Raw genomic sequence first — 22,911 nt, forward strand, 5'->3', positions numbered from 1 at the left:
ACGAGACATTATTACCTCAGAATTTAAACTGGCGATACAGGCCATTCAATATCATGGGCAGAAGTAATATCGATGCGATTCAACGCAATTCGGTATGCCTTCCATTCTGTTAATTTTTCTTTTTCTTCACCTGTCGCTATATCCAGATCCTGTGCATCCTGCAGCGGTGCGATAGCATCTGTGGCAACCTGCATTAATGTGGCTTTTCTGGACTTAGCCTCAAGCATCAGTGCCAGCTTTTCAGCCTCTTCATCCAGCACCCATTCAGTGCCATCCCACTTACGGTAATTTCCCGATGGAGACACCGTAACAACGCCATCCGGCAGCGCTCCCAGCTCAGTGATCAGCACGGAATCGCCTGTTTCCTGGCTGTATACCATCTCCCCGCGATGATCTTCCGCGAATGACCAGGACTGATTTTCCACATCGAACAGTGCCACTCGTCCTGCGGGGATTTCATCTGGCGGGAGCAGCTGTGTGCAACTGGCAGGGAGGCCCGTATAAGGAGGGATGATTAACTCTTCCGCCCCAACAAATTCAAACGTCTGGAAGTTGAAATTAAATACCCGAACCGTTTGTTCTTCTTCTGTCATTTCAAAAGTCATCATGCAAGCCTCACGATGTAATTAAATGCGATGTTTTTAACGGTGTTTTCGGCTCCACCAAAGCTTAATGTTCTGCCCGTATGCCCGTGAGTTCCTAGAGCAACAATTGGTGTGGAAATTTGTACGGGGATATTTCCCATCGCTACGTCGTCCAGCGAGAACCGGCCTACGGTATCCTCTCTGAAATCTGCTCCGAATTTATAAACGTTGAAGGTGGTGGCGCCATTTATAGTTGTCTGTTTCGTTCCTAAGTCAGTTGCATCAATCTCTACAGGGTGGTTGTGAGCCTTAAGAGCATCTCCCTCAAGGCTCAGCAGCGCTCGCCCGGAGGCAGGCATGCCCTTGATGGTCTGCCCGCGCATATCCGGCAGCGTGCCAGACGGGTATGCGGCGGCCAACTTCGGATAAGTCGCGGTGCTGAACGCCTGCCCCTGCATAATCACGTACCCGGCAGGGATAGATGCCGACGGCCAGGCGATCGGCGAACCTACCGGCATCGTGGCAGATGAAGCCAGTAGCGTGTTGAAGGCACCCTTAAGCTGCGTAAGCAGCGAAGAGGTATTGCCATCATCGAGCACGTCAGAGCCGAGTGTGTCAGCGATGAACTGCCCCAGCACGCTTGCCATCGTAGTGCCCTGCCTCAGTGCTTTATTGATCTGCGCAGAGCGGGCCACGCCCGCGGTAAACCCCGAACTTAACGCCATCAGGGATTCCCACTCTGCCTGCGTTGAAACGTTGGCGCCGGATGCTACAGCAAATGCCTTAAAATCATTTTGTGCCATCAGAAATTCTCTCCCCACGCGCCCGCATCAAATCCGGCCATGTAGTCGTTATCAATATCGAAGCCGAAGAATTTGTATCCGTTGGAAGGCGTGACCACCTCCCGGACACGCACCCCGGCAGCCTTTACGGTCAAAAATCCACTGCGAATAACAAACACCAGTTCGGCGGGTAACTTCTCGATCGGGTTGATGTCGTACCGGGAAGGCTTGTAATCATCAGGGAGCGGTATGTACGGGCCGTGGTTAATGCCCGAGTCGAATATCAGCCGGTCGATGACGGGCATCAGATACTCCGCATCGACCGTGATCAGCACCGAAATGGTCATATCCTGGTTGTCCACGATCGACATCACAATGCCGGTGCCGGCAAGTGCGCTTTCGATGATCGGCGGCAGCGTGTCGTTCTGGCCGTTCCAGTTGTTAATGCCTATCTTCGCTTTCAGTACCACCCGGTACACGTCGTCGGAAAGGTTGATAAACCCGTCGTCAGGGTCGAATGGCCCCTGCCATATACCCTGTTCAAACCCAACGCGCTCGGCGTCAAACTCGAAGTAAATGCCGGTGATTGGTCGCGCCACCGAACGCGCCCTGCCGATCCACTGGCCAAGAATGTCCAGTTGCTCACCCGCGGCGGTATCAATGTCGAATGCAGTTATCATGCCGGCGGCAGCTGCAGCAGTGTCCGACAGGGGCCGGGTAGACAGGTCGATGTGCTGGAAGTAGAGCGGCTTCCCCGCGTGGTAGTTGGTGATCAGCTCGGTGTATTTGCTCATGTGGTCACCGTCAGCAGGATGTTGTCCACGCTGCAGGAGGCCGAGTGGTCATAGGCGATCGGCACATTCGCCGCCGCCACGCTCCCGGATGCGGTGCCGATGCTAAGTTCCATGATGTCGTAATACCGCGCGTTACCACCACTGACGACGCCAAGGTTGGCTGGCGAGTAAACACGGCTCAGCAGCACGCTGTCCCCAATCGCCAGGCTGTTGATGTAGGCCGCTACCTCTGCCTTCATCTCGTCACCAACCTGTGAGGTGTAACCGGTGAAAGCTCGAAGGTTGATCGCCACGAAAATTGGCACATCCACCGGGCGGGAAAACCGGATGGTGTGCGGGTTATTGTACTTGTCCGCCACCACGATCGCGGTGGTGCCGTATGTGCTGACGCCCTGCCCCTTCTTACCCCGAATGGTGTCGGCAATCACCGTGGCGTCGCCGCCCTCCACAATCGCCGAAATAGAGTGGCCGGGCAGCCCGTTGCTGTCTGTCAGCCCGGTGTCATTCTCAAAGAGCTTGTGACGTGTCACGCCGCTTACGTTGGCTATTGCGCCATCCAGAGCATCGAACGGGGTGACAGAGGCTAGCCCGACGCTTTTACCCTGCCGGGCGCGCAGTTCTGCGTCAGTCTCCACCGGCACGCCAACAGCTGCAGCCTGCGGGTTGGTCACGGAAACCCAGCCGCGCGTCGGCGTGGCGATCTGTATTACCGACCCGGCCACCGCCGCAACCGCGCCAGAACGCGAGCAGGTGGCCGTTGCCAGTGCAGTGCCGTCGGTGCCGATTACCACGGTGGCCGGCAGGTTCCAGAGCACGCTGTTAGCGTCACGCACCGCGCCGTTGGTTATGTTCGTGCCGATAGCGCCGGTCAGCAGCAGGTCGACCGTGGAGTTAGTCGCCGGCCGCCGGGCGATGCCATTGATTTTCACGTTGCTGGACAGCGCATCACCCATCGCCGTAGCCGGAGAGAATGAGCGGTACACACCGATCGCCGTGTTATTGGCGTCGTGCACCGCCAGCGCTACCAGCGCTATCATCTGGCCGTCTTTGCTGTCAGGCTCCAGATAGGCATCTGTGCCGTAAATCTGCCGGAAGTAACCGGTCAGCGTGCTGAGCACCGTCTGATAATCGGGCGCACTGATCCCCTGGGCGGTTACCGTTGCCGATAACCCCAGCGTGTCGAGGTTCAAAGCCATTTATGCCTCGCTGGTGACTGTCGTCGATCCGTAGATGGTGTCGATGGTCGCCGTGAACGTTACGCGGCGGGTGGTGGTGTTGCGGAAGGTGTCGAAAGCAGTGATCGAGTTCACGCCCTGTGTTTCGAGGATGCGCTGGCGGATAGCCAGGTTATAGACCTCCGGGCGCTGCTTACCCAGCACTGACTGAATCCACGGCGTGCCCTCGGTGGTATCGAGGAACCACTGGCCGTACCACAGCAGGAAGCGGGTTTTCACCGCCTGGGCGACACACTCCGGGGAGTTGATTAGCCAGGTGTTATCACCCCGGCCAAACGTGTAATCGCCGTTGTCGTCCTCGCGTCTGTAGCGCATCAGTTAACCCCGTCAGTATTGCCGCCGCCACGTTCAACGCCGCCGTGGGTATGGCTGTCGCTAATGTTCTTGCCGTTTGATTTCAGGGTGCCGATGAATTCAATGGCTCCTGTGATCCGCGCCGCAACACCATCGGTTATCGAGCCCACCATCCCACCCATCCACGACAGAAGGCCTTTGATGGTCACCGCGTCACTGAACTCCGCCAGCGGCGCGGTTACGTTGACGCCGCCAGGCGCCACGATGTTCACCTTATGTGATGCCGGGTCGAGCTCGATGTAGGCCAGTCCGTCATCGGTGCGCATCTGCAGCGTGCTGGTGCTGATGTTGGCCAGCTTTCTGGCCTGTGACCGCGGGCCGATAATAGCAAAGGCGTCTGACAGGTCGTGCTGGCGATCGTCTACAGGTTCCTGAACGCCGCCGCTCTGCCACCAGAAATCGATACAGTTATCACCAAACACCAGCAGGCACTCATCGCCTTCCTTCACCGGGAAGGTAATGGTGCACCCGCCAGCGCTGGGGAATACCAGCGGCACGTCAACAAGCAGCGGCAGGCTGGCGGATACCATTCCGCCGTTGCCGTCAGATTCAACGCCTTTTATGGCCGGCTGAACAGTACAGGTCATAGCGATCGGGTTGTAGGACTGGATGATGCCGGGGGTGGATACCCGCATAGCTGACATAATCTGGCGGGAAAGGATGGCATCGAGCTGATCGCGACTGCCAACCTGCGAGTTAAGTGCTACAGGCATGGGTTTCTCCGGGCGTAAAAAAACCCGCTCATTGGCGGGTTTTATTTTCAAATCAATTTATTAAATAAAATTCATTCTTTGAAAATGACTACAGGGATGCTTGGCCTTTGAAAGCCCGACAGGGCAACAAAAGTACTGATGTAAGCGGATATGTAAGGAAAAATGTTAGCCTCACCAAGTGCCTGCTCTGTGATTTTTTCGGCTTCTTCTTCAGTTACTTCCCTGCCAAAATTAAGAATAAACTCAGCTGTGATATGTACTTCGTACTTACCATAGCTAATCAACTCAGCTTCAGTTGTTAGTTTCGCTAATGTCTTGTTATCTTCGATAAAGCTGACACTTCCATTCATTCCAAAAGTGTTCGTGTGCCCATCACTTGGTTTATCAGCATTCAGCGAAAGAGTAGCCGAAGTCACTACCATCGGAGCGATGTTTAGCTTCATAATAATCCTTTAAAAAGCAAAAGTCAGGACACAACCCGTATGGCTCTTGCATAGAGATAGTTCCTGAACATCAGGTATAAATCCCACCTCTACTACGTCTGCAACAGTCATAGTGCGATGAAAAATCTCATGCTGGACTGGCTCAGGATCAGCTAAACCAGCGGAAACCAACGTCTGAACAAATTCTTCACGGTTCATCTTTTCCAAACGTTCGATGGCTTCCTGAACAATCTGCATTTGTGACTTCATACCTTTCCTCTCTCAACCACCTGTAAATCACAGACATCAATGGCAGCTTTAGGTTCCTTCACGCTGATAATTCTGCACGTGGGAATGCGAGATGCATACCTTTTAACCCTGGACCACTTATCAAGTTTTATGTACTCAGGGTTAATGATGGCTTCAAACTCTGTGTTTTCAAGTATGTGATTGCAGACTTCGCAATCGTTACGAATCGCTCCGACCTTTGGCGGGACGCGCTCTTTCTTCATCTTACCTATAAGATAATTTCTAAAATAATTGTAGGCGATTTGCCCATCCCTTTCGTCAAGCCTCAGTACGTTGGTGACCTCAATAGTCGCCTTGATAACGACATACCGACTGTAACTGTTCTTGCCCATCTCGGTATCGTAAGACTGAAGCTTAGCCCAGTTTCTGGCATCAACTATCGGATCGCTTATACCTTCGATGAAGAAGTAAGCGCCTGTGCCAAGCCAGTCGTCATCTTTAGCACTGACGGAAAAGTTGTGCTCTAAGATCGACTTTTCGTTGTTCGCGTCTGTGCCATGAAAGCCGATAATTGCCATCCTGGACTATCACCTATGATATTAGAAAAATCGATAGCGTGTGTTGCCAAAGTTGCTGTTTGAACTTGAACATTTGGCGCGTCACTCTACCATTCCTCTAATTATCGTCAAGAAAATGTAGAACTTTATGGTAACTAGTTCACTCGCTTACAGTCGTAAGTCCGGAACAGTCTCGGCTAAAGCTCTTTGTTCAGCACCAGAGCACAGTCACTTTGACTGAGACCAATCACCTTAGCAGCTTCCGGATACTGACATGCATTTTTGATGCGGCGGAAACCCAGTAGCGCAAAGTCATCGCCGCGCGCATCCATCAGCTCGCCTTCGTCACCGCCTTCACGCCTTGCAAAACCAGCAGCCTCAAAACGAGAAGCTTTTGATATGGCTGTATGCACTGGAAAGTTGCTATCCAAATCTGGATGGCTTTTGAAAAAATCTGCCAACGTCCCTGCTGAGCAGATCAGCGGAAACATTGTTACAGCTAATAGAGTTAATCTCATTTAACCCTCTCACAGTCATACGTCCAGAACTCTCTCGGCTGGCTCATGTTCGTGCGGACTACTTCGACGTTGAGGATCGCTTTCTTGTTGCGCTTCACGTAGTCGATACCCAGCCAGCGGCCAACGTTCGCGTCAGGCAGCATCCACTGCATCATGACGTTATCAAAGTCGTCCTTTTGCTTCAGGAATGTCATTTTCTGTGTTTCAGGCTTCTGGCCGTTGATGTGCATGAAGCCGTCATTAGCAGATTCAAGATGGAAAGGCCCGCATTGCATCCCTTTTGAAAAAGATACTGCAGGCAGCAATAGCAGTATCGCCAATACCTTTTTCATTGATCCGTATACACCTTGTTGATTGTAGCCTGAGACTGTTTCTCAGCAGCCCCTTTTGCCAGACAAAGCAGGTCCATGTACCAAGCCTGCCCCCGTGTATCGCCAGTATAATCAATGCTGCCCACGATGTAATCACCATCGGTGTTTATTGCAGCAGGTTGCGACCCGGTGAGACCTTCAACATAGCGGTTACCATCTGTCGTTGTTTCTTCCAGCCGGCCGCCAGCACCCTGAGCCCCGGCTATCTGTTCCACTCCCAGCGAGGCACGATATACCGAGGCCTGATCCAGCTTTATCAGCCCACCCAGTTTGATGTTCGGGTTTATCAGGCAACGCACGTTAACCCCAGCACCCAGCGTCTGTTGAGGCATACCGATCAGCCCGGTGTTGGCACTCAACACCACGGCAGTATCGAGATAGCGCGTCTCAGGGAGGATATGAACCTGATTATTCTCATACCACCAGTTAGCTTTGCACTGGCCAGCAAGCCTGTACATAAGGTCGGATGTGCGACTTACGATGGTTCGTCCTCGGGGAAAAACCGTCTCCGGCATATCGGGAACTATGCCCTCGCTAATGTTGAAGGGAGAGTATGACCGCATCCCTAGCTCAAACAAATCCCGGTGTTTCCAGCCAGCCGCTACTGTCGTGCGCACCCCGGCATAAAGATGCCCTTCCCAGCTGTCGATACACTGCAACAGCACCCAGGTGTCAGTGATATTGTCTTTGCCGGTAATGGTAAAACGGATGTCTCCGTTGAAAATCATCCCGGTATTTCGGTCTGGATATCTCCCTTCGTCGTCAGGGTTGCCATCATATCCGGCGATTACTCGGATGCGGGTAAATTCCTTCTTCATGATCCGGTTTTGCGTTATAGCTGAGAGATTGTAGATTTTGAAATCTCCCACGAAACCATTGAAGATGGTGGCAGGAGTTTTCTGAATATTGAAGTTCACCTTCATGTCAGACAGGCTGACCCCGTTTCCGTTATCATCGAGCAGTTGCAGCTCGAAATTGCGCATCCAGTTCTTTGACATTGATCACTCCGTAACAACGTAGAGATGGCTTCCGGTACCCAGGTCTGTTTTTGTGGGGTATTCCTGACCTTCGGCATCGCAAAGCACATGCAGCGAAAAACCTAAACCAAGATGGTGGTATTGCCCAAGGAGATCAGCGCCAATGACCAGTGGTAGGGAGCCGATGATAAGGCCTCCAGCATTATCCATCAGGTCCATAAACCAACACGTCTCGCGCCAGGTAACGCTGGCTTTGTATACCCGGTCGCTGAGAGTGATGCTGAACGTCTGATTATCGGGGAAGATCGGGATTTCTGAATAATTCATACGCCTATCCTGTGATGGCAGATTTTAATCGGGAGATCATCGACTCGTTTGTTACCGGCTTTGCCGTCTTAACGCCGGTGTCCTGAATCGCGCTGGTGCTGACACCCTCCTTCATATTGGCCTTCCCTGCACCAGTGATACTTTTAGACTCTGTGATGATAATTTCCCGCAATACCAGTGTTGCCATCAGCACGTTTTCCGTGTGCTTGTCGGTTGTCACGTCCAGCACTCGGATCAGCATGTTGCTGTACATCCGTTTTCCGGTAACCACATCAAACGGCTCACGCTTTCGCTGCAGGTCAAGCAGCTTCTCGTAAGTCTCTTTTGGACTCATGCCGATCGACAAACCGACATTGCTGGTATTGACCAAATCCAGTAGCGAACCGCCGCCAGCAAAGCCCACCTCCATCACCAGTTCAGACGGACGCCTGTAGGCGTGATCCGCTATGTAGCCAGAATCATCTGCGCTGGCACCCCCACTTTTTTTAGTCGGACTTTCAACTGGGTGCTCCGTGATTTCCAGCGTGTCGCTGTGCTTCTCGGTGATTACCACGTCTGGTATGACTATGCCAATTTTCCGACTCTGCAGTGAAAACAGCGTGGAGATAATATCCATCAGCGAGGGTCCGTTTCGATCGACTGAACCAGTCGGGAGTTGACATTGATTTGACGCTCAGATACCTCGCGGGCAGCCTGCATCGGGTCGGAAACGCCGTGAATGTGAATATTGGTCTCCTGATTGATGCCGCCGCCTGGCATATTGCTCATCACCCGCGGGATGTAGTTGCGCGTCTCCTGCGGCATAAGGGCCATACCGTGCTTCTGGACGTTGCCGATCCCCCAGTTGTAGGACGCCAGCGCCTTCGGCAGGTCTCCACCATTCGCCTGGAGGAGCTGGCTAAGGTATTTCGCCGCTGCCTGCGCCGACTTAACCGGGTCAAACACATCATTACCGCGCAGCCCCAGCTCATGGGCGGTTCCGTCAACAATCTGAAACATGCCCTTCGCCTGCCCGTACTTTGTCTTTGGCCCAACGGCAAACTGATCGCCATTAGACTCAGCCAAAGCCACGCCGCGCAGCACCCCCTCCGGCAGCCGGTAAAGATTCTCCAGGCTGCTAAGTGTTGGCTGTAGCCAGCCCAGTACCGCGGCACCTGCTTTTGTCGGCTCAGGGCGACCGCCGAACTGGCTACGCGCCCAGCGGCCAATGCTGCGCGGATCAAACCCGGTTTTGTTTTGCAGCCAGTCTGCCGCCCCGTTGGCGCTGTCAGTGACCGCCGGCAGCGCATCGGGCTGATCACTGCCCTGCTGCAGTAATTCCCTGCCCACGGCGTAGGCGTCGCTCCAGCGGCCATCTTTGATGGCATTCAGCAGGCGCGCAATGCCGTCCAGCATCTTCACCAGGCCGCCCAGGTTCTGCGTCAGGTTGCTGAGGTCCCACTTAGCGGTCCAGGTCTGCGGATCGATGTTGAGCAGCGCCAGCACCTTGTCGCGCAGGTCGACAATGCCATTAATGGCGCTGGTGATCTCCGGCTCCCACTTTGCCCAGTCGATGAGCGACTTCCCGCCCTCTTTCCAGGTCTTGTAGTCGTCATAAAGGGCCAGGATAGCGACGCCAAGCGCCGTGATGATCCCGATAGGCGAGGTCAGAAACGCACTGTTCAGCACGCGCCAGGCGACCACCAGGCCGCCGAATATCTCGATCAGCTGCTTCGTGCTTTTGTCCAGCCCGTCCCACCAGTCCATAATCTCGCCGGCCGCTTCCATAAGCCGGAATATCACCCGCCCGATGACGTCAGCCAGCCACAGCAGGCCTTTGATGCCAGAGGTGATCACCCCCTCGATTTTCGGGAAGTTATCCAGTACCAGTTTGCGCAGGCTATCCAGCGAGCCCGTCAGACCCTCGGCCAGGTTAGAGCCGATTTTATCCCGCGCCATGCCTGCCATCTGCGCGAAGGAATTCAGCGAGGTCATGAATTTGTTGGAGCTGACCGCCGCCGTATCAGCGTTATAGCCGATCGCTTTCGCCATCTGGCTGTACTGCGCGCTGAACTGTCCCACACCGCGGCGCATTGCCATCAGCGTGTTCTCGTCGATGCCCAGCATCTGCGCATACTGATTCGCGCGGTAGTACGGCATGGTGCTGAGCCGCTGGCCTACGCCGGTGAAGATGGAGGCCATGTCCCGCATGTTGCCGCTGGCGTCGCGCGTCTGTACGCCAAGCCGGTTCAGGAATCCTTCCGCACCGGGGTTATTGCGCACAAAGCGTGACAGGCTCTCCAGTGAGGCGCGCGCGGCGTCGACTGAGCCGCCCATCTGGCTGACCGCAAAGCCGATCTGCTGGATGCCCTGCACGGTCGCACCGGTGCGTTGCCCCGCCCAGTAGAGGTTATCCAGCCCGCTGGCAATCTTTGCTGTGAAGGCCACCACGGCCAGCGCCGACGCTTCAACGGCAACGGCCACCTTCGCCGCCTGCGCCGTTACTCCGGCCAGCGTGGCCTCGAATTTACGAGCGCCTGCATCGTCAATCTGAAAGCCAAGGCCGACCAGAAAATCCTTGATAGTTTCAACGCTCACGGTCTGCTCTCCACTTTTCAATGCGGTACTGGTTTTCTGCCTTCACATCCAGCCAGTCGTTCATCCTGGCAACGTCGGCCAGGTCTACCGATCCGTCTTTCAGCGCGGTGAAAGAGATGTACCCGGCATCAACCGGGCGCATCAGGAGGTCTTCACCGTCAGGCAGGGATTCCAGCGTCAGGCTGCCGGGTCCGCTGATACCGCTGGCTTCGCGGGGGCTGCGGGCAAAAAATTTCCCAGGCTGTCACCAACCACCCGCCCGGCGATCTGCAGCAGCGCCATCAGGTCGATGTCGTCAAACATCAATTGGCCGGAACGGAACACCGGCACCCAGCCTTTTTCGTGCCGACGGGATACAACCGCAAGACATGGGTGGAGGATGGCGTTCACATCCTCATCGGTCATGTCGGCGGCCACCTGCGCGATTTTGGGCAGCAGAGAATCAACAGAGTTGGTGATCACCGCCTCGCCGCCGGCGGCCGCATCACGCAGCTGCTGCAGGTCACCCACCACGCCCGCCAGCACCGGCAGCAGTTTGCGGGACACCTTAAGCTGGTCGAAGACGGTCAGTTTTGCGGCGCGGTACTCCACGCCATTAATTTCAAATTCCATCGGTTAAAACTCCCCGAGCAGTTCGTCAATTTTCAGGCAGTCGAACACCCAGGCGACGGTAGAGCCGACTTTCGCGTTCTGCCAGTCAGGCTGCTTCTGGAACGCCGCGCCGCGCGCGGTGACGAGGTCGCCCGATGCATTGTTGCGCAGGACGATCACGTTGTTACCCCAGGTCGCGGATGACTGCGACTGCGCGTTGTACATCAGCGACAGCTTTTTGTTCACCGGCGACGTCTTCAGCAGGCTGATGGTCACGGTACCGGATTTGCCCGCGTGCAGGCTGTGCATGCCCTCGCCGTCAGCACCGATGGTCATGGTGTTTTTAGCCTCGGACATCGCAACCACCACGCCCTCTTCCGAGTTGGCCGATCCGTATCCGAGGTCCACAACGCCAGTCGGGCCGGTGAGGGACGCCGTAACGTCCATGAAAGAATAAGTAGACATTCAGTTCCCCTTAGCGGACGACGTTGATCTGGACATCGCCATAGTGAACGGCACCGGCCAGCTTACAGGCCACCTGCAGGGTGGGCGCTTTGCGCTTCTCCCGGTCAGCCTGCGGTTGCTGTGACATCGGCACCGCGTAAACGTAATAGCCCTTCGTCAGCGTGTCGCCGCTGGCCAGTTCTCCCAACGGTCCGCCATTCCATACACCCGGTGCCAGCAGGCCGTTATTGACCGCCTGATCCAGCGACTGCTCGACGTTGGCCAGCAGACGCGTGGAACCTGCTTCCGTCTGCGGGATTTTGATGGGGGAGGTGTAGAGTAGGTTGAAATAGTTGGTCTGCACGTAGTTCTGCAGCCAGTCCAGTCCGTGACGCTCGTCGAAGAAGTCGCCATTAGCCATTACGCCCTGCTGCAGGATCGCCGTGTCGTTCTGGTAGTAGACGTAAGCGTTGGCATTCTTGGCGTCCACCGCGGCCGCCTGCGGGCTGGTGAGCGTTTCGTAGGTAATGCCCGGCTCCTGCTTAAACTTCAGCGTCAGCACCGTATTGTTGCCGGTGTAGTCAACGGTGAAGGCGCGGCCAAACGCCGAGATGGCGGCGTACTTGCTGGTTGATGAGTACTGCGTGAACGTGCGGGCATAGCCAGCGGCTTTCAGCTTCGAGGCAATATCCGTGGTGGTTGAGGCTGACAAAATTCCCACGTCATCACTGGTATGCGCAAACACGCGGCTCAGCGACGATGCCTCGATGGCGGCGGCCACGGCGAGCACCGCCGTATCGTCCGGGTCGACAGTGTCGGCCACGGCCAGCCCGTACCAGTTGGTGAACTGCAGGACCGCCGTTACAGCCTGCTGCAGCGTCTCCACGGAGCCGGTTTCGCCGGATGCCAAGGTTTTAGCCCAGCGCCCGATGAATACCTGAGTGGGGCGCGGTGACTGCGAGAAGAAGACGGTTGAAGCCGCGTATTCCGGGCTGTCTTCGCCAAAGGCATCGGCCACGTCTTCATTCGCGGTAAAAAGGCGGATTCGTTCGGTGACAGGGATCACCATGGACGAACCGAGGATCAGCAGTGAGCCGAAATTGCGCCCGGTTGCCGCCGTCGCTGACAGGATGACGTCAACGTTAACGACATTTGAGACAGGTAATCCCTGCGTCATGGTTCTTCTCCGAAGGTTATCTGGCCTGCTTCGGCCAGCGGCTTGATGCCATAGGTGCGGATGACTTTCCGGCGCAGCCGCACCGTGACGTCATAGCGCCGCACCCACTGGTTATTGATGAGTTCAGGGAAAGAGGTCAGGCCCGAGCAGTCGGCCAGTGAGAGGCCGGTAATACCAGTCATCGCGAGATTGTTCTGCGGCACCGAGATACCGTCACGAAACATTCCGGCGACGCCCTGCGAACCGGGGCCGTAGAACGATGCCATGCACTCGATGGTTTCATGCCGCCACAGTTCGCTGCTGTCATCGCCCTGCACCAGCGCCGGACTGGCGTCAGGCTCAACGCCGATGATGCCGAATCCGCACCAGTTAACGCTGGCTGCTGGTTGTGCTGCCTGCTCTGGCGTCCAGCGTGGCCGAACCATGCCCGCCGGCAGCCCGGTGACCGCGCGCACCCAGCGGCTTAATTCCCGCTCCAGCGCCTCATCGTAAAGCGGGACCGTGCCAGTGGGCGTCAGATACCCTGGCGTGGTGCTGTCATTGCTCATTGGCTCCCCCGTCAAACGGCAGCATTTCACAGTGCGCCTGAACGAAACCGGCACCGTAGCGGGTATACGGATCGACAAACGTCACGCGGTAGTCAGCGCCGGCGTATTCCACGATGTCGGCGTCAAGGCCTGTTTTACCGCTGGTTAAGCGGGTTTGCGTGATGACCAGAATTGCGCCACCGATGACCTGCCCGGCCTGCATGCGCCGTGCTTCGAGGGAGCGATCAACCGTCACCACACCGGCGAACTGCTGCCGCGTGGCCGTGTTAACGGCGATGCCGTCGTCATCGACCGCCTGCCCGTTACGGCGGTAAAACAGGTTGGTGTCGCAGAACTCCGGCGACAGCAGCACATCCGAGACATCAAGCGTCGGCATCTTTATCTCTCACAATGTGGGTTATGGAACGGCGGTATTCCCCGGTGTCGATCAGCGGCTTATCGCCAGTTCGCCCCCGGCTCCGGCGTGCTGCCAGCGTCGTGTCAGCCAGCGGCGTGAACCCTGTAACCGTCATGTAACGCTTTACACCGTTAGCAGCGACGGTACCGGCGGCATCCAGTGAACGAATGGCCCCCTCCTGATCGCCGTCCAGTGCTTTTTGCGCCGCTGCCTTCAGATGCGGGAGGTATTGCTGCTGAACAGAGGCAACACCCGGTTTCAGGTGCGGCCTCGGGGGGATGTTCTGCTTCGGTGATCCGTATTCGTTGATGTAGCCGATCCCCGCATTGCCGAACTCCCCATCCTCACGGGCGCTTTCAGCCTCCGGGATGCCGACCAGCACATCCTTTCGGGTTAACGCCTTGAGGGAGTCGAGAATGGCCTGCGCGTTATCGGTACGGACCGTTACGCCTGATTTCATAACTGGATACCGCCATAACCGAACAGCATGAGCATCTGCCAGAACTCGGCGCCGTAGCGCGAGAAATTCCAGAAGCCAGCATCTGCGTTAAGCGTCGCGCTGTTGTCATAGCTGACGCTGACCTTATCCACCGACTTTGACGCCACCACACCACTGGTTGAGCCACCGGCTCCACCCAGCGCACCGGCTGCCGCATCCTGCGCGTGCAGCACCATGTAATGCGCTACGAACAGCTCCGCCAGATAGGGGAACATATCCCCCATAGCGGAGCCGTCGATCAGGGTGTCGGCGAGGTTGAGGCGAAACTGGATTACCGGATCAGGAAACTTCGTGGTGTCGGAGAACTGCGGGAAGTCGCGGCGAAAATCACTTACTGCTGGCAGGTTTCGGTTTCGTGCCATCGGCTTTTACCTCTGCGGCCGGGGCCGGGGCAACCAGTGCAGCCAGTTGCGCGGTCAGGCTCTCGATCTGCGTGTCCTTCTCCACCCCTTCCGCCTGCAGCTTGCCGATGGTGCTGTCTTTGTCAGCCAGCTGCGCGGTCAGGCTCTCGATCTGCGTCAGTAGAAGCTTTCCATCATCGTCGCTTTTCACATCTCCCGCGGCGTCGGCATGGGCCACAACAAACCAGTGTTCGGCAACCGACTCATCCACCGTGTGCTCACCCACCTCAAAACGCTGGCTGCTGCCGTCGGCGGCGTTGAAGTTGAACGGCGTGTGAACGCGGATTTTTTTCTTAGGCATGAATTGCTCCTGTAAGCCCCTTGCGGGGCCATTGTGGGTTAGATGCCGTCCAGATAGGCCATCGTTTCAGGGTATGGCGACTCGACCGCACCCAGTTTGCCGTAGTAGGTCGTCAGCTGGAAAATGCCGCGGTACTGTACCGGCACGTTCATCAGCGGGATCATCGGGAAGCGAACGTACTTTTTGTCGTTGGTGTAGGCCACCATGCGATCGGTACCGCCCACGCCCGCGCCTTCCAGCCACTTCACCGCGTAGATGTTCAGCGGCTTGCCGTTCTGATGGAATGCAATGGTGTTCATGGACAGATAGGTCAGCAGCGACTGATTACCCGCGTCAGACACAATCCGCTGAGACAGCAGCGCGAATGCTTTCGGCGGCAAGCGGAGATCGGTAGGCACCAGCGTGTAGCCCGTCGCCAGCCATGCATCCGTCAGGATTTTGTTGATGGAGTCCAGAATTTCCTGGTTGGTCGAGGTCGCCCAGGTCTTCGTGGCGTTACCCAGCGACACGTTGCTGTAGTTGAACAGGCCTTTGACACCCAACTGGGCATCACCGCGATACACCTGCTCGTCGGTGTCCATGTTCCATTTCAGCTGCATGGCGTCGTACTTCTGCGTGTCGATTGGGCGGCCAACCTGTGCAGCGGCCTGCAACTCGATGATGGTCCAGTTCAGCTCCATGCCCCATAAGGTCAGCGGGAAGCCGGTTTTTCCAATGTCGAGCATCGGACCAGAGATGGCGGTAGAGTCTTTGCCGATCCAGTTTTTACCATTCGGGTTAGGCGTACCGGGCGCAACGAATGAAGTGTTGGTGAATGAGCTGATGTCATCAGCGATTGAAACGTCTTCGCGCAGCTGGACATCGCGCGACCAGGTGTAACCAACCAGCGGTAGGTTGAGTGTCGGATCGAGACGCTCAAGCTCCCCGACCAGGAATGTACCGGTGCTGTCAACGGTGGCTTGGTCATAAGTAAACATGTTCAGCGCTTCCCTTAGATGTTGTAAGCGATTTCGGCATTGCCGGCAGCATCGCCAGCGCCGGTGAATGTTGCGTTCGGCAGGACAACCGTTTCATTAGTCACCGCAGCGCCGAGGATAGAACCCAGCGGGCTGGCAGTGGTCGGGTTGGCGTTACGCACGTAAACCACCCCGCCTTTCACCAGATTCACCGCCGTGCTGCCGATGTTCACGGTCATGTAGCCGCGCTTCATCACATCGCCAGTAAAGTTGCTGGCGGTGCCCACCTGGCGAACCAGATCAGGCGTCGAGGTGGTCGGGTACGGACGAACGTACAGGCCGGTGATCACGGTGGCTGCATCACTGGCCGCCAGCGGGATAAACTTGCCGTCGGCGCTGTCCTTACCCACCAGACCGTACTGGCTGAAGGTGTTAGCAGCATTGAGGATCACCGGTTCGGTGGTCAGGTCCTGCGGGCGTGAGATAGCCCCGGCGATGCCCACGGGCATCCGGTAAAGTAATGATGGCATTGGGTTACCTTATTTTTTCCAGTGTTCAGCGAAGGCCTTGTTCAGGGCGGCCGGGGAGTTTTTGTTGGAGGCGTCGAAGGCGCTGACGCGCGCTGGAGCAGCAGCGGTGCTGTTGCGTACCTTCGCGATTTCACTGGCGGACACAAACGTGGCGTCAAGCGTAGCTTTCGGCATTTTCGCGAAGTCTGGCGCTGCGCCAACCAGCGGCAGCAGCAGAGCATGGCCTTCCGGCGTTTTAAATGCCTGGTCCATCGTGGCGCGCTTAAACGCCGCCAGCTTGCCACCTTCCGGCAGCGCAACGCCCGGCAGGATCAGCTCAGCGCGCGAAATCACGCCCTGCTGGTATGCCGCGTCAGTCGTGGCTTTTTTCTTCTCTTCCTCTTCGTCCGTATCATCGGAGTCAGTTGTGGACGAGGGAGAGCCGCCTTTGAGCAGTTCAGTCAGTGCAGCGACCTGCGCGGCCAGGCTTTCCAGCGTAATGCCTTCGTTGTCGGTGGTCAGCCCGCCCAGCGGCTTCTCCGGTGGCAGCGGCTGCTGCGGAGAGAGGTTGATGTTGAGGTTAACGCCATGCGGCAGATCGTCAGAATCTGCGGTAAAACCCTCGGGTGCGTTCTCTACCAGCTCAGCAATGCCATCGGCATCTTTGGTTTTGACCGCTCGTTTCAGCCGGGTGAACCAGCCCTGATCTTTGTTAGCCATGAATAAGCTATCTCCTATTGAACAGCGTTTGCCGGCGCGGCCATTGGGGACCAGCGCAGCGTGATTACCAATGATGGTGTGTTGCCTGGCTTTCCCCGGCTCCGTCTGCTCGTACTCGGCATCGTAACCACAGGAGATTTCGTCTTGGCCGCTGATGATCGCCCGGATGCCGTCAGCGCTTTTAACGTGGATGTCGGCCAGCATCAGGTCGCTCTGGTCGCCGGTACCGCGGCGCACGTTCTGGATATGCCCCTGCGCGTGATCCTTCCAGTTGCCGGGGTTAACCATTTCGCTGGGGTGCAGCAGGGTAAATGTCATGCCTTCGAACGATGCCAGCGTTTCAGGGCGGAACACCTCGTCAGCAGCGCGGGTGATCACCACCTCGCCGTCGCTGTCGCCCTCCAGCCCTAACTCGCTCTCGTCGTACACCTGCAGGCCTGTCCGTGCGATCGGCACGTCACGGCACAGCAGGGAGCCATCGGCCAGCTCAAAGCGGGAATTGCCGATGCGTGAGGTGAAAAAGTATTGCATTGCTATTCCTCTGGAATGACCACCTCGCAGTAGCACCTGCAGTTAGGGAACTGCCCGGCATGGCCGGTCATACCGTCCAGGGTGGGAGGCTTTGACCAGTCGACATACTGACCTTCCATCAGGCGGTGGGAGTGCCGCACGTCACTATCCTCGGCTGTGCGCCAGATATAACCGCGGGAGCCAATAGCGGTTGAGCGGGCTTGTGTGATGGCGGTAGAAGCGCGGCCCACCTCCGTCCGGGCGATGGTGCGTGCCCGCGCTTCGGTTACTTCACCGGTGCGCATGATTTCCTGCATCAGCGCGCTGGAGCGCTTGCCGGACACCACGGCCTCAATCGCCTGGTTCTGAATGTCGTAGACCCGATCCGCAGCCTGAAGCGGCAGCGATTTGAACAGTTTCACCTGCTCACTGATGATGCTGCGCGTCACCTGCCCCTGACTGCCGGCCATCAGCTCACGCATTCCGGCCGATATCCGCTGTGACCTGTCACGCCACATCGCATCGTCAGCAATCTCCAGCGTGTCAATCAGGCGCCGTGACACCGACTCAGCCCACGGTTCGATCAGGTCGGCGTAGCGCTCAAGCCTCGCCATGATGTCGGTGACGCTATCGTTTGAACCATCGTAAGAACCCTCGACGATCGCCCCGACCGCCTGCGCTATCTTTCGTAGCTGTGTTCTTAGCTGCCGCTCCGCCCTTTTCAGGTTCGGTGGTTTCGATGTTATCGAGGTCTTTCTCGCTCGGCGGCGGGAGGTCACTGGCATTATCAATATCCTCGTCGCTGATGGTTGAGCCGATGCCGGTTACGCGGGCCGTTTCCTGCAGGTGCATAGCGCCAGCTTTCTCGGTCATCAGGCCAGCGTCGACCGCCTTCACGGTGGCATCGACCACTTTATTAGCGGTTTCCGCGCGCTCACTGTCCGGCGTCTGCCACAGCTCGTTAAATTCGAAAGAGAAGTCATCCGGCAGCGGCGTTGAGAACATGCTCATATGCAACACTTCGAACAGCTTACGTACCGGGCGGCGCAGCTTGCGCTCCTGCTGGGTCGACACGTTGTCGTAGTAGTTGGCCAGGTCGGTATCACCGGTGGAGAATCCGGCCGGCGACTGCCCAAACAGGCGCACCAGCGGAATGCCGAATGCGCCGGATACCTGCTGGCCGAACTGCGCCAGCACGTCGCTCAGGCCTGCGTAGGTGTAGGTGTGCGCTTCGAAGGTGTCCTCGGCGTCCATGAGCGTCATGCCTTCGTTGCTCTGGTACTGGCGGATCATGTCCATATGGGACATAAGCCCCTTGAAAGCGGGGTTGTCTTTGCCAAAAGCGAGCATTTTTCGCAGGTCTTTAATGCTGTAAGTTCGCAGGTGGGCTTTGTAAACCAGCTGGGCAACACCGGTAGTCGTGCTGTCGAACGCCAGCAGGCGGTCAAAGCAACGCTCAATCACCGACATGCCCCAGTCGTTTTCCGTCAGCCTCTGCTGGTACGGCAGCGCGATACCGTCGAAGCGGATCAGGCGAGAGTGGTGAATTTTCCACGGCGGGATGCCGGTGGCAGACGTCACAACGCGGTAGAACTCCGGCATACCAAAGTCCGGCCCCAGCTCTTTCACGCGCTGCTCGGTCTGCGCGTTAAGCATCCAGCGGTCCATGACCATGATGCCCTTGAAGGCGTCTTTGCCGATCGTCTCGACGCGCAGCGGCTTGGAGTAGTTCTGGCCGTCAATGAGGATCACACCAACGGCGCCGCCATACAGACGCGCCCACTTGAGCGTGTCGTTCAACGCCTCCCACAGCCCCATCTCATCCCAGGCATTGTCCAGCTGCTTCTTGCGGCCGTCTTCCAGCTTTGAGGTGATGGTGATTCCCTTGCGGGTCATATCGTCGGGGATGGCATCCACGCCAGCGCCAACCAGCCATGACGAGCGATAGGCCTGTTCGACCAGCAGCCGGTTGCGCGAGGTCCAGTTGTTCTTATAGGTGCTGGCACCGGACTGGTTCGACTCATTCAGCCCCAGCCGGGCCACAAAGTTTTCGTAGCTGTCGCGCGTCGGTACAGGCTGCGACACGCTTTCTTTTTCGGACATGTTCAGCCTCTGCCAAGTTGCGCCCACGTGCCAAGGCTATCCGAACTGGTGATATACCCGTCCAGACCGTAGCGAATGGCGTCGATGCAGTGGTTAAATTTGTCGACGATGATCGGGAGTATTTCCCCGGTCTTTTTGTCGACTTTGTAGGAGTAGTGCCGAAACTCGTCGGCGGTATGCTTACAACGTTCGTGGATGATGATCTGCTCGAACCCTTTCAGGTAGGTCACGCCATCCTCAACGCTGCCTTTCCACTTAGCCGCAGCCTCAATAGCGAACCCCTGTCTGGCGATATAGCTGATCGTCTCAGGGCGGGCGTTATCGCCTTTAATCGGCCAGCGGCGCGCCTCCGGTATGGAGTCATAAAACTGGGGCATTTCGTCCAGCTCCACGCCGACGCCGTAGGCCTCATACTCGATGTAGAGCCGGGTGCCGAGCATAAACATGCGGATCAGCGTGCTGGGGTCATTCGCGAAACCGAAGTCACCGCCGAAGAACAGCCGATCAGCCTGCTGCCAGAGGTCATCCGGGAACGCCTCCACGCGGTAGCGGTTACGGAATATCACCGAATCGCTGATCGACTTAGGCTTGCCCAGCCAGATATGCTCGTAGGCGTCATAGTCGACTCGCTTGCAGTACTCCATCTCCTTGCGGAGCGTTTCCGGCAGATACGGGTTGTCGTAGTAGTTCACCTCGACGGTCACGCTGTCGTCCGGCGGGCTGACGATGAACCGCTGGTAGGTAGGGTCTGACTCTTCACCCGGGTTAAACGTCACCCAAATCTCTGAACTTTCCTTACGGATGGTGGGGATCAGGATTGACCAGGAATCTGACGATACCGACTGCGCCTCTTCCACCCAGCAGATATCGACACCCTCCGTCGACTTAATGCCGAGCGGGTCGAAGCGCAGCCCTTTGAACAGGAATTCGCTGCCAGTGGCGCTGGTAATACTCTCGTTGGTGATACGGAACCAGGGGTTAAGCCCCAGCATCTCGATCTGGTCTTTCAGCAGCTTATGCACTGAATCCTTGATCGAGTTCTGTACCTCGCGGGTGCAGAGGATGCGCAGTTTTTTGGCCGAGGCCATCATCACCAGCGCGCGGGCAACTGCCCATGACTTAGCGCCACCGCGCCCGCCGTGGAACGTTTTGTAACGCTTCGGTTTGAATATAGGCTTAAACTTCGGGGGAAACCTGAGATTCATCTCCGCTGTCATCATCCTCTCCAAAGCTGACAACGAACGTTGGTGTAGCCAGTGGCAGGCCATCTTTGCCGACCAGTTCGTTTTTCACGTTATCTTTGAAGGCCTGAACAGTGACGTGCTTGCCGAGCAGCTCAAGGTTCTTCACCTTGTCCGGCCACTTTATCTTTTTCAGAATGCCGACCATTTCCCGATCTTCACCCCTGCCCTCGAACATATCAGCCAGGTCAAAGCCGCTCAGATAGCGACGCCAGGACAGCGGCCATTCGGATACCGGCTTAATGCTCATGTCGTCGGTCATGATGTCGATCACGTCCATCTGGTCTATCTCTACCAGGCGGCGTAACACATAAGCAGCATCAATACTAACTTGCTCATTGCGTTGCTGCTGAAGTTCGGCGATTCTGTTTTGGATGTCTGGTTTTGTGAGGTTCTCACTACCAATCTTCCGGGCGGTATTTGCGCTGTACCCCGCCCGAATTGCCGCTTGCGTGGCGTTCAAATCGATGAGGTACTCGCGACAGAACAAGCTTTGTTTGTCGGTGAGTGCCATTTATATTCTCTGGGAGATGAAATGTCTGATTTAGAAGAAAGAGTCGCGTTTTTGGAAGTTGCGCTTGAGGATGTTCACCTGTCTTTACATGCTTCTCGCGTGGCCATAACGATTTTATCAACTTGTATCAACGCCCAAGGTGGCGATAGAGAGATGCTCAAAAAGGCATTCTTGGAGGGTTCGAGTAAAGCATCGCCTATTAAGTTTGAATTCCCAGTAGAAGAAGGTTATGAAGAGAAGCTGAAATCTAGAATCCTCGAGCTTCTTTAACCCCTTCTTGATAGATAATTTTAATGCCTGATCATTTCAGGCATTGCTCCCTGATGTACTGCTGCAGGTAGCTCACCTGTCCAGTGATGGTGCTGATCCGCTCTCTGAGGGTGAAATAATCCCGTTCAGCGGAGTCAGTAAGTCGGGGGCTGGTTGCATCGCCCACGCTGCCGGCGGTGGTGGCGCTACTCTTTGAGCAGGAGGCGTTGACGCGCAGCCCACACTTGCCAGAGCGAACACACTGCTGCAGATCATCAAGCTTAGCTTTGGCATCAGCCAGTTCTCCGGTGTATTTGGCGTCCAGCGCAGCAACATCGCGCTGGCGTACCTGCATGTCGTCGATAGTCTGCTGACGCTGGGTTGCCAGCAGCTCGGCATCGTCAGCGCGCTGCTTCTCGGCACTGACCTGCCCCAGCAGCACGTAAACCACCAGCGCAGACAGCAGCAGCTCTATGGCAATAATTACCCAGGCGCGTGCTGTCATTTGTCGATCCCCCAGCACGCCAGCTCAGCTTCCTGATCCCGACGCTCAACCTGCCCATAGCAACCGCTGGCCTGGCCTTTGGTCAGCCTGCAGTCGCGGCCCTTGTCGTGGACCCACCAGCGCATCGCCTCGCAGGCACCTTTGCGGTCACCAGCATTCAGGCGCTTGTAGAACGTTGAGGGCAGGCACTTGCCGGGGCCGATGTTGTACGGGCAGAACGAGGCAATGCCCGCCTTCTGCGGCTCGGTCAGTGGCACCTTGACGTTGCGCTCCACCCAGGCCAGCGCTTTACGCTCCTCGATGCCGTTAACCTCTGCGCACTTCTCGGCGGTCAGCCGCATGCCCTTCACCACCGCTTTGCCGTCAACGCGGATCACCCCACGGCAGATAGTCCAGATGCCGGAGCCGTCGAGATAGGCCACCAGCCGGTTGCCCTCTTTCTCGTCCAGGAACCGATCCAGAATGACGGATGCCGGAGCGCCGGCCAGAATTAGCCCCAGCACGGCAGCGCTGATTTTAGTTTTCAGGCTTGCCATCGATCACCCCGCGCTACGCTTCAGCTGGTACTCGCGCCAGCGGTAATACCAGTTCACGCCGAAGGTTCCCAGCGTGCAGATGATGCCAATAACAATCGCCCACTCGTTCAGCGACAGGGCACCAAACAACACCGTGGTCGAGCCGGTACCGAGGGCAGCACCATTTGTGAATTTTTCCATACGCATATCTCTCACCTCCGGTTTGTCCGGGTGGGTGCTGTGTGCTGGTTGAAAGGGGGAAATGAAAAAG

General features: G+C 56.7%; 35 protein-coding genes. 1 reads left to right on the forward strand and 34 read right to left on the reverse strand.

Annotation, left to right across the window (positions count from 1 at the left end; genetic code table 11):
* Positions 1-23: 23 nt before the first annotated feature.
* The 31 genes from GKQ23_RS13600 to GKQ23_RS13750 form a co-directional block, all read right to left on the reverse strand.
* On the reverse strand, positions 24-605 hold the full coding sequence (locus GKQ23_RS13600) for a tail fiber assembly protein (protein ID WP_212411801.1): 582 nt from the start codon (positions 603-605) through the stop codon (positions 24-26).
* The gene (locus GKQ23_RS13605; RefSeq protein WP_212408516.1) at positions 605-1,387 is read right to left on the reverse strand and encodes a phage tail protein; all 783 of its coding nucleotides are present in this window, start codon (positions 1,385-1,387) and stop codon (positions 605-607) included. The genes GKQ23_RS13600 and GKQ23_RS13605 overlap by 1 nt, the downstream gene beginning before the upstream one ends.
* Positions 1,387-2,160, reverse strand: coding sequence for a DUF2612 domain-containing protein (locus GKQ23_RS13610; protein WP_212408517.1), 774 nt, complete (start codon positions 2,158-2,160; stop codon positions 1,387-1,389). Before GKQ23_RS13610 ends, GKQ23_RS13605 begins: the two co-directional genes overlap by 1 nt.
* Entirely contained in the window at positions 2,157-3,356 is a 1,200-nt protein-coding gene (locus GKQ23_RS13615; RefSeq protein ID WP_212408518.1) for a baseplate J/gp47 family protein, read from the reverse strand. Before GKQ23_RS13615 ends, GKQ23_RS13610 begins: the two co-directional genes overlap by 4 nt.
* Positions 3,357-3,710, reverse strand: coding sequence for a hypothetical protein (locus tag GKQ23_RS13620; RefSeq protein ID WP_212408519.1), 354 nt, complete (start codon positions 3,708-3,710; stop codon positions 3,357-3,359).
* Positions 3,710-4,462: a Gp138 family membrane-puncturing spike protein gene (locus GKQ23_RS13625; RefSeq protein WP_212408520.1), complete on the reverse strand. Its 753-nt coding sequence runs from the start codon at positions 4,460-4,462 to the stop codon at positions 3,710-3,712. Before GKQ23_RS13625 ends, GKQ23_RS13620 begins: the two co-directional genes overlap by 1 nt.
* Before the next feature lie 71 nt (positions 4,463-4,533).
* Positions 4,534-4,905 (reverse strand): hypothetical protein, encoded by a 372-nt coding sequence (locus GKQ23_RS13630; protein WP_212408521.1) that lies wholly within the window; start codon positions 4,903-4,905, stop codon positions 4,534-4,536.
* A 9-nt stretch (positions 4,906-4,914) separates the two neighbouring features.
* Complete coding sequence (locus tag GKQ23_RS13635) at positions 4,915-5,154, reverse strand: hypothetical protein (protein ID WP_212408522.1); 240 nt, start codon at positions 5,152-5,154, stop codon at positions 4,915-4,917.
* The gene (locus tag GKQ23_RS13640; RefSeq protein ID WP_212408523.1) at positions 5,151-5,711 is read right to left on the reverse strand and encodes a hypothetical protein; all 561 of its coding nucleotides are present in this window, start codon (positions 5,709-5,711) and stop codon (positions 5,151-5,153) included. Before GKQ23_RS13640 ends, GKQ23_RS13635 begins: the two co-directional genes overlap by 4 nt.
* Before the next feature lie 176 nt (positions 5,712-5,887).
* Complete coding sequence (locus GKQ23_RS13645; protein WP_212408524.1) at positions 5,888-6,208, reverse strand: hypothetical protein; 321 nt, start codon at positions 6,206-6,208, stop codon at positions 5,888-5,890.
* Positions 6,205-6,540 (reverse strand): hypothetical protein, encoded by a 336-nt coding sequence (locus GKQ23_RS13650; protein WP_212408525.1) that lies wholly within the window; start codon positions 6,538-6,540, stop codon positions 6,205-6,207. The genes GKQ23_RS13645 and GKQ23_RS13650 overlap by 4 nt, the downstream gene beginning before the upstream one ends.
* Complete coding sequence (locus tag GKQ23_RS13655; protein ID WP_212408526.1) at positions 6,537-7,577, reverse strand: hypothetical protein; 1,041 nt, start codon at positions 7,575-7,577, stop codon at positions 6,537-6,539. Before GKQ23_RS13655 ends, GKQ23_RS13650 begins: the two co-directional genes overlap by 4 nt.
* Positions 7,578-7,580: 3 nt before the next feature.
* Positions 7,581-7,883, reverse strand: a complete 303-nt coding sequence (locus GKQ23_RS13660; protein WP_212408527.1) for a hypothetical protein — start codon at positions 7,881-7,883, stop codon at positions 7,581-7,583.
* 4 nt (positions 7,884-7,887) lie between these two features.
* Entirely contained in the window at positions 7,888-8,499 is a 612-nt protein-coding gene (locus GKQ23_RS13665; RefSeq protein ID WP_212408528.1) for a phage baseplate protein, read from the reverse strand.
* On the reverse strand, positions 8,499-10,460 hold the full coding sequence (locus tag GKQ23_RS13670; protein ID WP_212408529.1) for a transglycosylase SLT domain-containing protein: 1,962 nt from the start codon (positions 10,458-10,460) through the stop codon (positions 8,499-8,501). The genes GKQ23_RS13665 and GKQ23_RS13670 overlap by 1 nt, the downstream gene beginning before the upstream one ends.
* The gene (locus tag GKQ23_RS13675) at positions 10,450-10,602 is read right to left on the reverse strand and encodes an NTP pyrophosphohydrolase (RefSeq protein ID WP_212408530.1); all 153 of its coding nucleotides are present in this window, start codon (positions 10,600-10,602) and stop codon (positions 10,450-10,452) included. The genes GKQ23_RS13670 and GKQ23_RS13675 overlap by 11 nt, the downstream gene beginning before the upstream one ends.
* 35 nt (positions 10,603-10,637) lie before the next feature.
* Positions 10,638-11,072 (reverse strand): phage tail assembly chaperone, encoded by a 435-nt coding sequence (locus tag GKQ23_RS13680; protein ID WP_212408531.1) that lies wholly within the window; start codon positions 11,070-11,072, stop codon positions 10,638-10,640.
* 3 nt (positions 11,073-11,075) lie between these two features.
* Entirely contained in the window at positions 11,076-11,516 is a 441-nt protein-coding gene (locus tag GKQ23_RS13685) for a DUF3277 family protein (protein ID WP_212408532.1), read from the reverse strand.
* Positions 11,517-11,526: 10 nt separating this feature from the next.
* A complete protein-coding gene (locus GKQ23_RS13690) occupies positions 11,527-12,672 on the reverse strand; it encodes a DUF3383 family protein (RefSeq protein ID WP_212408533.1) in 1,146 nt (381 codons plus the stop codon).
* Positions 12,669-13,220 carry a hypothetical protein gene (locus GKQ23_RS13695; RefSeq protein WP_212408534.1) on the reverse strand — a complete coding sequence of 184 codons (552 nt, stop codon included), beginning with the start codon at positions 13,218-13,220 and terminating at the stop codon, positions 12,669-12,671. The genes GKQ23_RS13690 and GKQ23_RS13695 overlap by 4 nt, the downstream gene beginning before the upstream one ends.
* The gene (locus tag GKQ23_RS13700; protein ID WP_212408535.1) at positions 13,210-13,596 is read right to left on the reverse strand and encodes a head-tail adaptor; all 387 of its coding nucleotides are present in this window, start codon (positions 13,594-13,596) and stop codon (positions 13,210-13,212) included. The genes GKQ23_RS13695 and GKQ23_RS13700 overlap by 11 nt, the downstream gene beginning before the upstream one ends.
* Positions 13,583-14,077, reverse strand: a complete 495-nt coding sequence (locus GKQ23_RS13705) for a hypothetical protein (protein WP_212408536.1) — start codon at positions 14,075-14,077, stop codon at positions 13,583-13,585. Before GKQ23_RS13705 ends, GKQ23_RS13700 begins: the two co-directional genes overlap by 14 nt.
* Complete coding sequence (locus tag GKQ23_RS13710) at positions 14,074-14,478, reverse strand: DUF4054 domain-containing protein (protein ID WP_212408537.1); 405 nt, start codon at positions 14,476-14,478, stop codon at positions 14,074-14,076. Before GKQ23_RS13710 ends, GKQ23_RS13705 begins: the two co-directional genes overlap by 4 nt.
* Positions 14,444-14,818 carry a hypothetical protein gene (locus tag GKQ23_RS13715; protein ID WP_212408538.1) on the reverse strand — a complete coding sequence of 125 codons (375 nt, stop codon included), beginning with the start codon at positions 14,816-14,818 and terminating at the stop codon, positions 14,444-14,446. The genes GKQ23_RS13710 and GKQ23_RS13715 overlap by 35 nt, the downstream gene beginning before the upstream one ends.
* Before the next feature lie 38 nt (positions 14,819-14,856).
* The gene (locus GKQ23_RS13720; protein ID WP_212408539.1) at positions 14,857-15,795 is read right to left on the reverse strand and encodes a DUF2184 domain-containing protein; all 939 of its coding nucleotides are present in this window, start codon (positions 15,793-15,795) and stop codon (positions 14,857-14,859) included.
* 14 nt (positions 15,796-15,809) lie between these two features.
* Positions 15,810-16,304 (reverse strand): hypothetical protein, encoded by a 495-nt coding sequence (locus GKQ23_RS13725; RefSeq protein ID WP_212408540.1) that lies wholly within the window; start codon positions 16,302-16,304, stop codon positions 15,810-15,812.
* Positions 16,305-16,313: 9 nt separating this feature from the next.
* Positions 16,314-17,534 carry a DUF2213 domain-containing protein gene (locus tag GKQ23_RS13730; protein ID WP_212408541.1) on the reverse strand — a complete coding sequence of 407 codons (1,221 nt, stop codon included), beginning with the start codon at positions 17,532-17,534 and terminating at the stop codon, positions 16,314-16,316.
* A 2-nt stretch (positions 17,535-17,536) separates the two neighbouring features.
* Entirely contained in the window at positions 17,537-18,127 is a 591-nt protein-coding gene (locus GKQ23_RS13735; RefSeq protein WP_212408542.1) for a phage minor head protein, read from the reverse strand.
* Between the two features lie 13 nt (positions 18,128-18,140).
* Complete coding sequence (locus GKQ23_RS13740) at positions 18,141-19,616, reverse strand: DUF1073 domain-containing protein (RefSeq protein WP_212408543.1); 1,476 nt, start codon at positions 19,614-19,616, stop codon at positions 18,141-18,143.
* Positions 19,617-19,618: 2 nt separating this feature from the next.
* Complete coding sequence (locus GKQ23_RS13745) at positions 19,619-20,821, reverse strand: PBSX family phage terminase large subunit (RefSeq protein ID WP_249168407.1); 1,203 nt, start codon at positions 20,819-20,821, stop codon at positions 19,619-19,621.
* Positions 20,793-21,371, reverse strand: a complete 579-nt coding sequence (locus GKQ23_RS13750) for a terminase small subunit (RefSeq protein ID WP_212408544.1) — start codon at positions 21,369-21,371, stop codon at positions 20,793-20,795. The genes GKQ23_RS13745 and GKQ23_RS13750 overlap by 29 nt, the downstream gene beginning before the upstream one ends.
* 21 nt (positions 21,372-21,392) lie before the next feature.
* Here GKQ23_RS13750 and GKQ23_RS13755 point away from each other — a divergent pair, with 21 nt between their 5' ends.
* Positions 21,393-21,641, forward strand: coding sequence for a hypothetical protein (locus GKQ23_RS13755; protein ID WP_212408545.1), 249 nt, complete (start codon positions 21,393-21,395; stop codon positions 21,639-21,641).
* A gap of 72 nt (positions 21,642-21,713) precedes the next feature.
* Here GKQ23_RS13755 and GKQ23_RS24190 read toward each other — a convergent pair whose 3' ends face one another.
* The 3 genes from GKQ23_RS24190 to GKQ23_RS13770 form a co-directional block, all read right to left on the reverse strand.
* The gene (locus GKQ23_RS24190; RefSeq protein WP_371820215.1) at positions 21,714-21,896 is read right to left on the reverse strand and encodes a lysis system o-spanin lipoprotein Rz1; all 183 of its coding nucleotides are present in this window, start codon (positions 21,894-21,896) and stop codon (positions 21,714-21,716) included.
* A gap of 225 nt (positions 21,897-22,121) precedes the next feature.
* Entirely contained in the window at positions 22,122-22,661 is a 540-nt protein-coding gene (locus GKQ23_RS13765; protein WP_212408547.1) for a lysozyme, read from the reverse strand.
* A 3-nt stretch (positions 22,662-22,664) separates the two neighbouring features.
* Positions 22,665-22,847 carry a phage holin family protein gene (locus tag GKQ23_RS13770; RefSeq protein WP_212408548.1) on the reverse strand — a complete coding sequence of 61 codons (183 nt, stop codon included), beginning with the start codon at positions 22,845-22,847 and terminating at the stop codon, positions 22,665-22,667.
* Positions 22,848-22,911 lie beyond the last annotated feature (64 nt).

Origin of the sequence: Erwinia sp. E602, assembly GCF_018141005.1 — a bacterium.
In the GTDB taxonomy this organism is placed as follows: domain Bacteria; phylum Pseudomonadota; class Gammaproteobacteria; order Enterobacterales; family Enterobacteriaceae; genus Erwinia.

What these genes read in the sequence shown, in the direction of transcription:
- GKQ23_RS13600 (WP_212411801.1), bottom strand. Translation starts at nt 605, where the DNA reads ATGACTTTTGAAATGACAGAAGAAGAACAAACGGTTCGGGTATTTAAT.
- GKQ23_RS13605 (WP_212408516.1), bottom strand. Translation starts at nt 1,387, where the DNA reads ATGGCACAAAATGATTTTAAGGCATTTGCTGTAGCATCCGGCGCCAAC.
- GKQ23_RS13610 (WP_212408517.1), bottom strand. Translation starts at nt 2,160, where the DNA reads ATGAGCAAATACACCGAGCTGATCACCAACTACCACGCGGGGAAGCCG.
- GKQ23_RS13615 (WP_212408518.1), bottom strand. Translation starts at nt 3,356, where the DNA reads ATGGCTTTGAACCTCGACACGCTGGGGTTATCGGCAACGGTAACCGCC.
- GKQ23_RS13620 (WP_212408519.1), bottom strand. Translation starts at nt 3,710, where the DNA reads ATGCGCTACAGACGCGAGGACGACAACGGCGATTACACGTTTGGCCGG.
- GKQ23_RS13625 (WP_212408520.1), bottom strand. Translation starts at nt 4,462, where the DNA reads ATGCCTGTAGCACTTAACTCGCAGGTTGGCAGTCGCGATCAGCTCGAT.
- GKQ23_RS13630 (WP_212408521.1), bottom strand. Translation starts at nt 4,905, where the DNA reads ATGAAGCTAAACATCGCTCCGATGGTAGTGACTTCGGCTACTCTTTCG.
- GKQ23_RS13635 (WP_212408522.1), bottom strand. Translation starts at nt 5,154, where the DNA reads ATGAAGTCACAAATGCAGATTGTTCAGGAAGCCATCGAACGTTTGGAA.
- GKQ23_RS13640 (WP_212408523.1), bottom strand. Translation starts at nt 5,711, where the DNA reads ATGGCAATTATCGGCTTTCATGGCACAGACGCGAACAACGAAAAGTCG.
- GKQ23_RS13645 (WP_212408524.1), bottom strand. Translation starts at nt 6,208, where the DNA reads ATGAGATTAACTCTATTAGCTGTAACAATGTTTCCGCTGATCTGCTCA.
- GKQ23_RS13650 (WP_212408525.1), bottom strand. Translation starts at nt 6,540, where the DNA reads ATGAAAAAGGTATTGGCGATACTGCTATTGCTGCCTGCAGTATCTTTT.
- GKQ23_RS13655 (WP_212408526.1), bottom strand. Translation starts at nt 7,577, where the DNA reads ATGTCAAAGAACTGGATGCGCAATTTCGAGCTGCAACTGCTCGATGAT.
- GKQ23_RS13660 (WP_212408527.1), bottom strand. Translation starts at nt 7,883, where the DNA reads ATGAATTATTCAGAAATCCCGATCTTCCCCGATAATCAGACGTTCAGC.
- GKQ23_RS13665 (WP_212408528.1), bottom strand. Translation starts at nt 8,499, where the DNA reads ATGGATATTATCTCCACGCTGTTTTCACTGCAGAGTCGGAAAATTGGC.
- GKQ23_RS13675 (WP_212408530.1), bottom strand. Translation starts at nt 10,602, where the DNA reads ATGCGCCCGGTTGATGCCGGGTACATCTCTTTCACCGCGCTGAAAGAC.
- GKQ23_RS13680 (WP_212408531.1), bottom strand. Translation starts at nt 11,072, where the DNA reads ATGGAATTTGAAATTAATGGCGTGGAGTACCGCGCCGCAAAACTGACC.
- GKQ23_RS13685 (WP_212408532.1), bottom strand. Translation starts at nt 11,516, where the DNA reads ATGTCTACTTATTCTTTCATGGACGTTACGGCGTCCCTCACCGGCCCG.
- GKQ23_RS13690 (WP_212408533.1), bottom strand. Translation starts at nt 12,672, where the DNA reads ATGACGCAGGGATTACCTGTCTCAAATGTCGTTAACGTTGACGTCATC.
- GKQ23_RS13695 (WP_212408534.1), bottom strand. Translation starts at nt 13,220, where the DNA reads ATGAGCAATGACAGCACCACGCCAGGGTATCTGACGCCCACTGGCACG.
- GKQ23_RS13700 (WP_212408535.1), bottom strand. Translation starts at nt 13,596, where the DNA reads ATGCCGACGCTTGATGTCTCGGATGTGCTGCTGTCGCCGGAGTTCTGC.
- GKQ23_RS13705 (WP_212408536.1), bottom strand. Translation starts at nt 14,077, where the DNA reads ATGAAATCAGGCGTAACGGTCCGTACCGATAACGCGCAGGCCATTCTC.
- GKQ23_RS13710 (WP_212408537.1), bottom strand. Translation starts at nt 14,478, where the DNA reads ATGGCACGAAACCGAAACCTGCCAGCAGTAAGTGATTTTCGCCGCGAC.
- GKQ23_RS13715 (WP_212408538.1), bottom strand. Translation starts at nt 14,818, where the DNA reads ATGCCTAAGAAAAAAATCCGCGTTCACACGCCGTTCAACTTCAACGCC.
- GKQ23_RS13720 (WP_212408539.1), bottom strand. Translation starts at nt 15,795, where the DNA reads ATGTTTACTTATGACCAAGCCACCGTTGACAGCACCGGTACATTCCTG.
- GKQ23_RS13725 (WP_212408540.1), bottom strand. Translation starts at nt 16,304, where the DNA reads ATGCCATCATTACTTTACCGGATGCCCGTGGGCATCGCCGGGGCTATC.
- GKQ23_RS13730 (WP_212408541.1), bottom strand. Translation starts at nt 17,534, where the DNA reads ATGCAATACTTTTTCACCTCACGCATCGGCAATTCCCGCTTTGAGCTG.
- GKQ23_RS13735 (WP_212408542.1), bottom strand. Translation starts at nt 18,127, where the DNA reads ATGGCGAGGCTTGAGCGCTACGCCGACCTGATCGAACCGTGGGCTGAG.
- GKQ23_RS13740 (WP_212408543.1), bottom strand. Translation starts at nt 19,616, where the DNA reads ATGTCCGAAAAAGAAAGCGTGTCGCAGCCTGTACCGACGCGCGACAGC.
- GKQ23_RS13745 (WP_249168407.1), bottom strand. Translation starts at nt 20,821, where the DNA reads ATGAATCTCAGGTTTCCCCCGAAGTTTAAGCCTATATTCAAACCGAAG.
- GKQ23_RS13750 (WP_212408544.1), bottom strand. Translation starts at nt 21,371, where the DNA reads ATGGCACTCACCGACAAACAAAGCTTGTTCTGTCGCGAGTACCTCATC.
- GKQ23_RS13755 (WP_212408545.1), top strand. Translation starts at nt 21,393, where the DNA reads ATGTCTGATTTAGAAGAAAGAGTCGCGTTTTTGGAAGTTGCGCTTGAG.
- GKQ23_RS24190 (WP_371820215.1), bottom strand. Translation starts at nt 21,896, where the DNA reads ATGATCTGCAGCAGTGTGTTCGCTCTGGCAAGTGTGGGCTGCGCGTCA.
- GKQ23_RS13765 (WP_212408547.1), bottom strand. Translation starts at nt 22,661, where the DNA reads ATGGCAAGCCTGAAAACTAAAATCAGCGCTGCCGTGCTGGGGCTAATT.
- GKQ23_RS13770 (WP_212408548.1), bottom strand. Translation starts at nt 22,847, where the DNA reads ATGCGTATGGAAAAATTCACAAATGGTGCTGCCCTCGGTACCGGCTCG.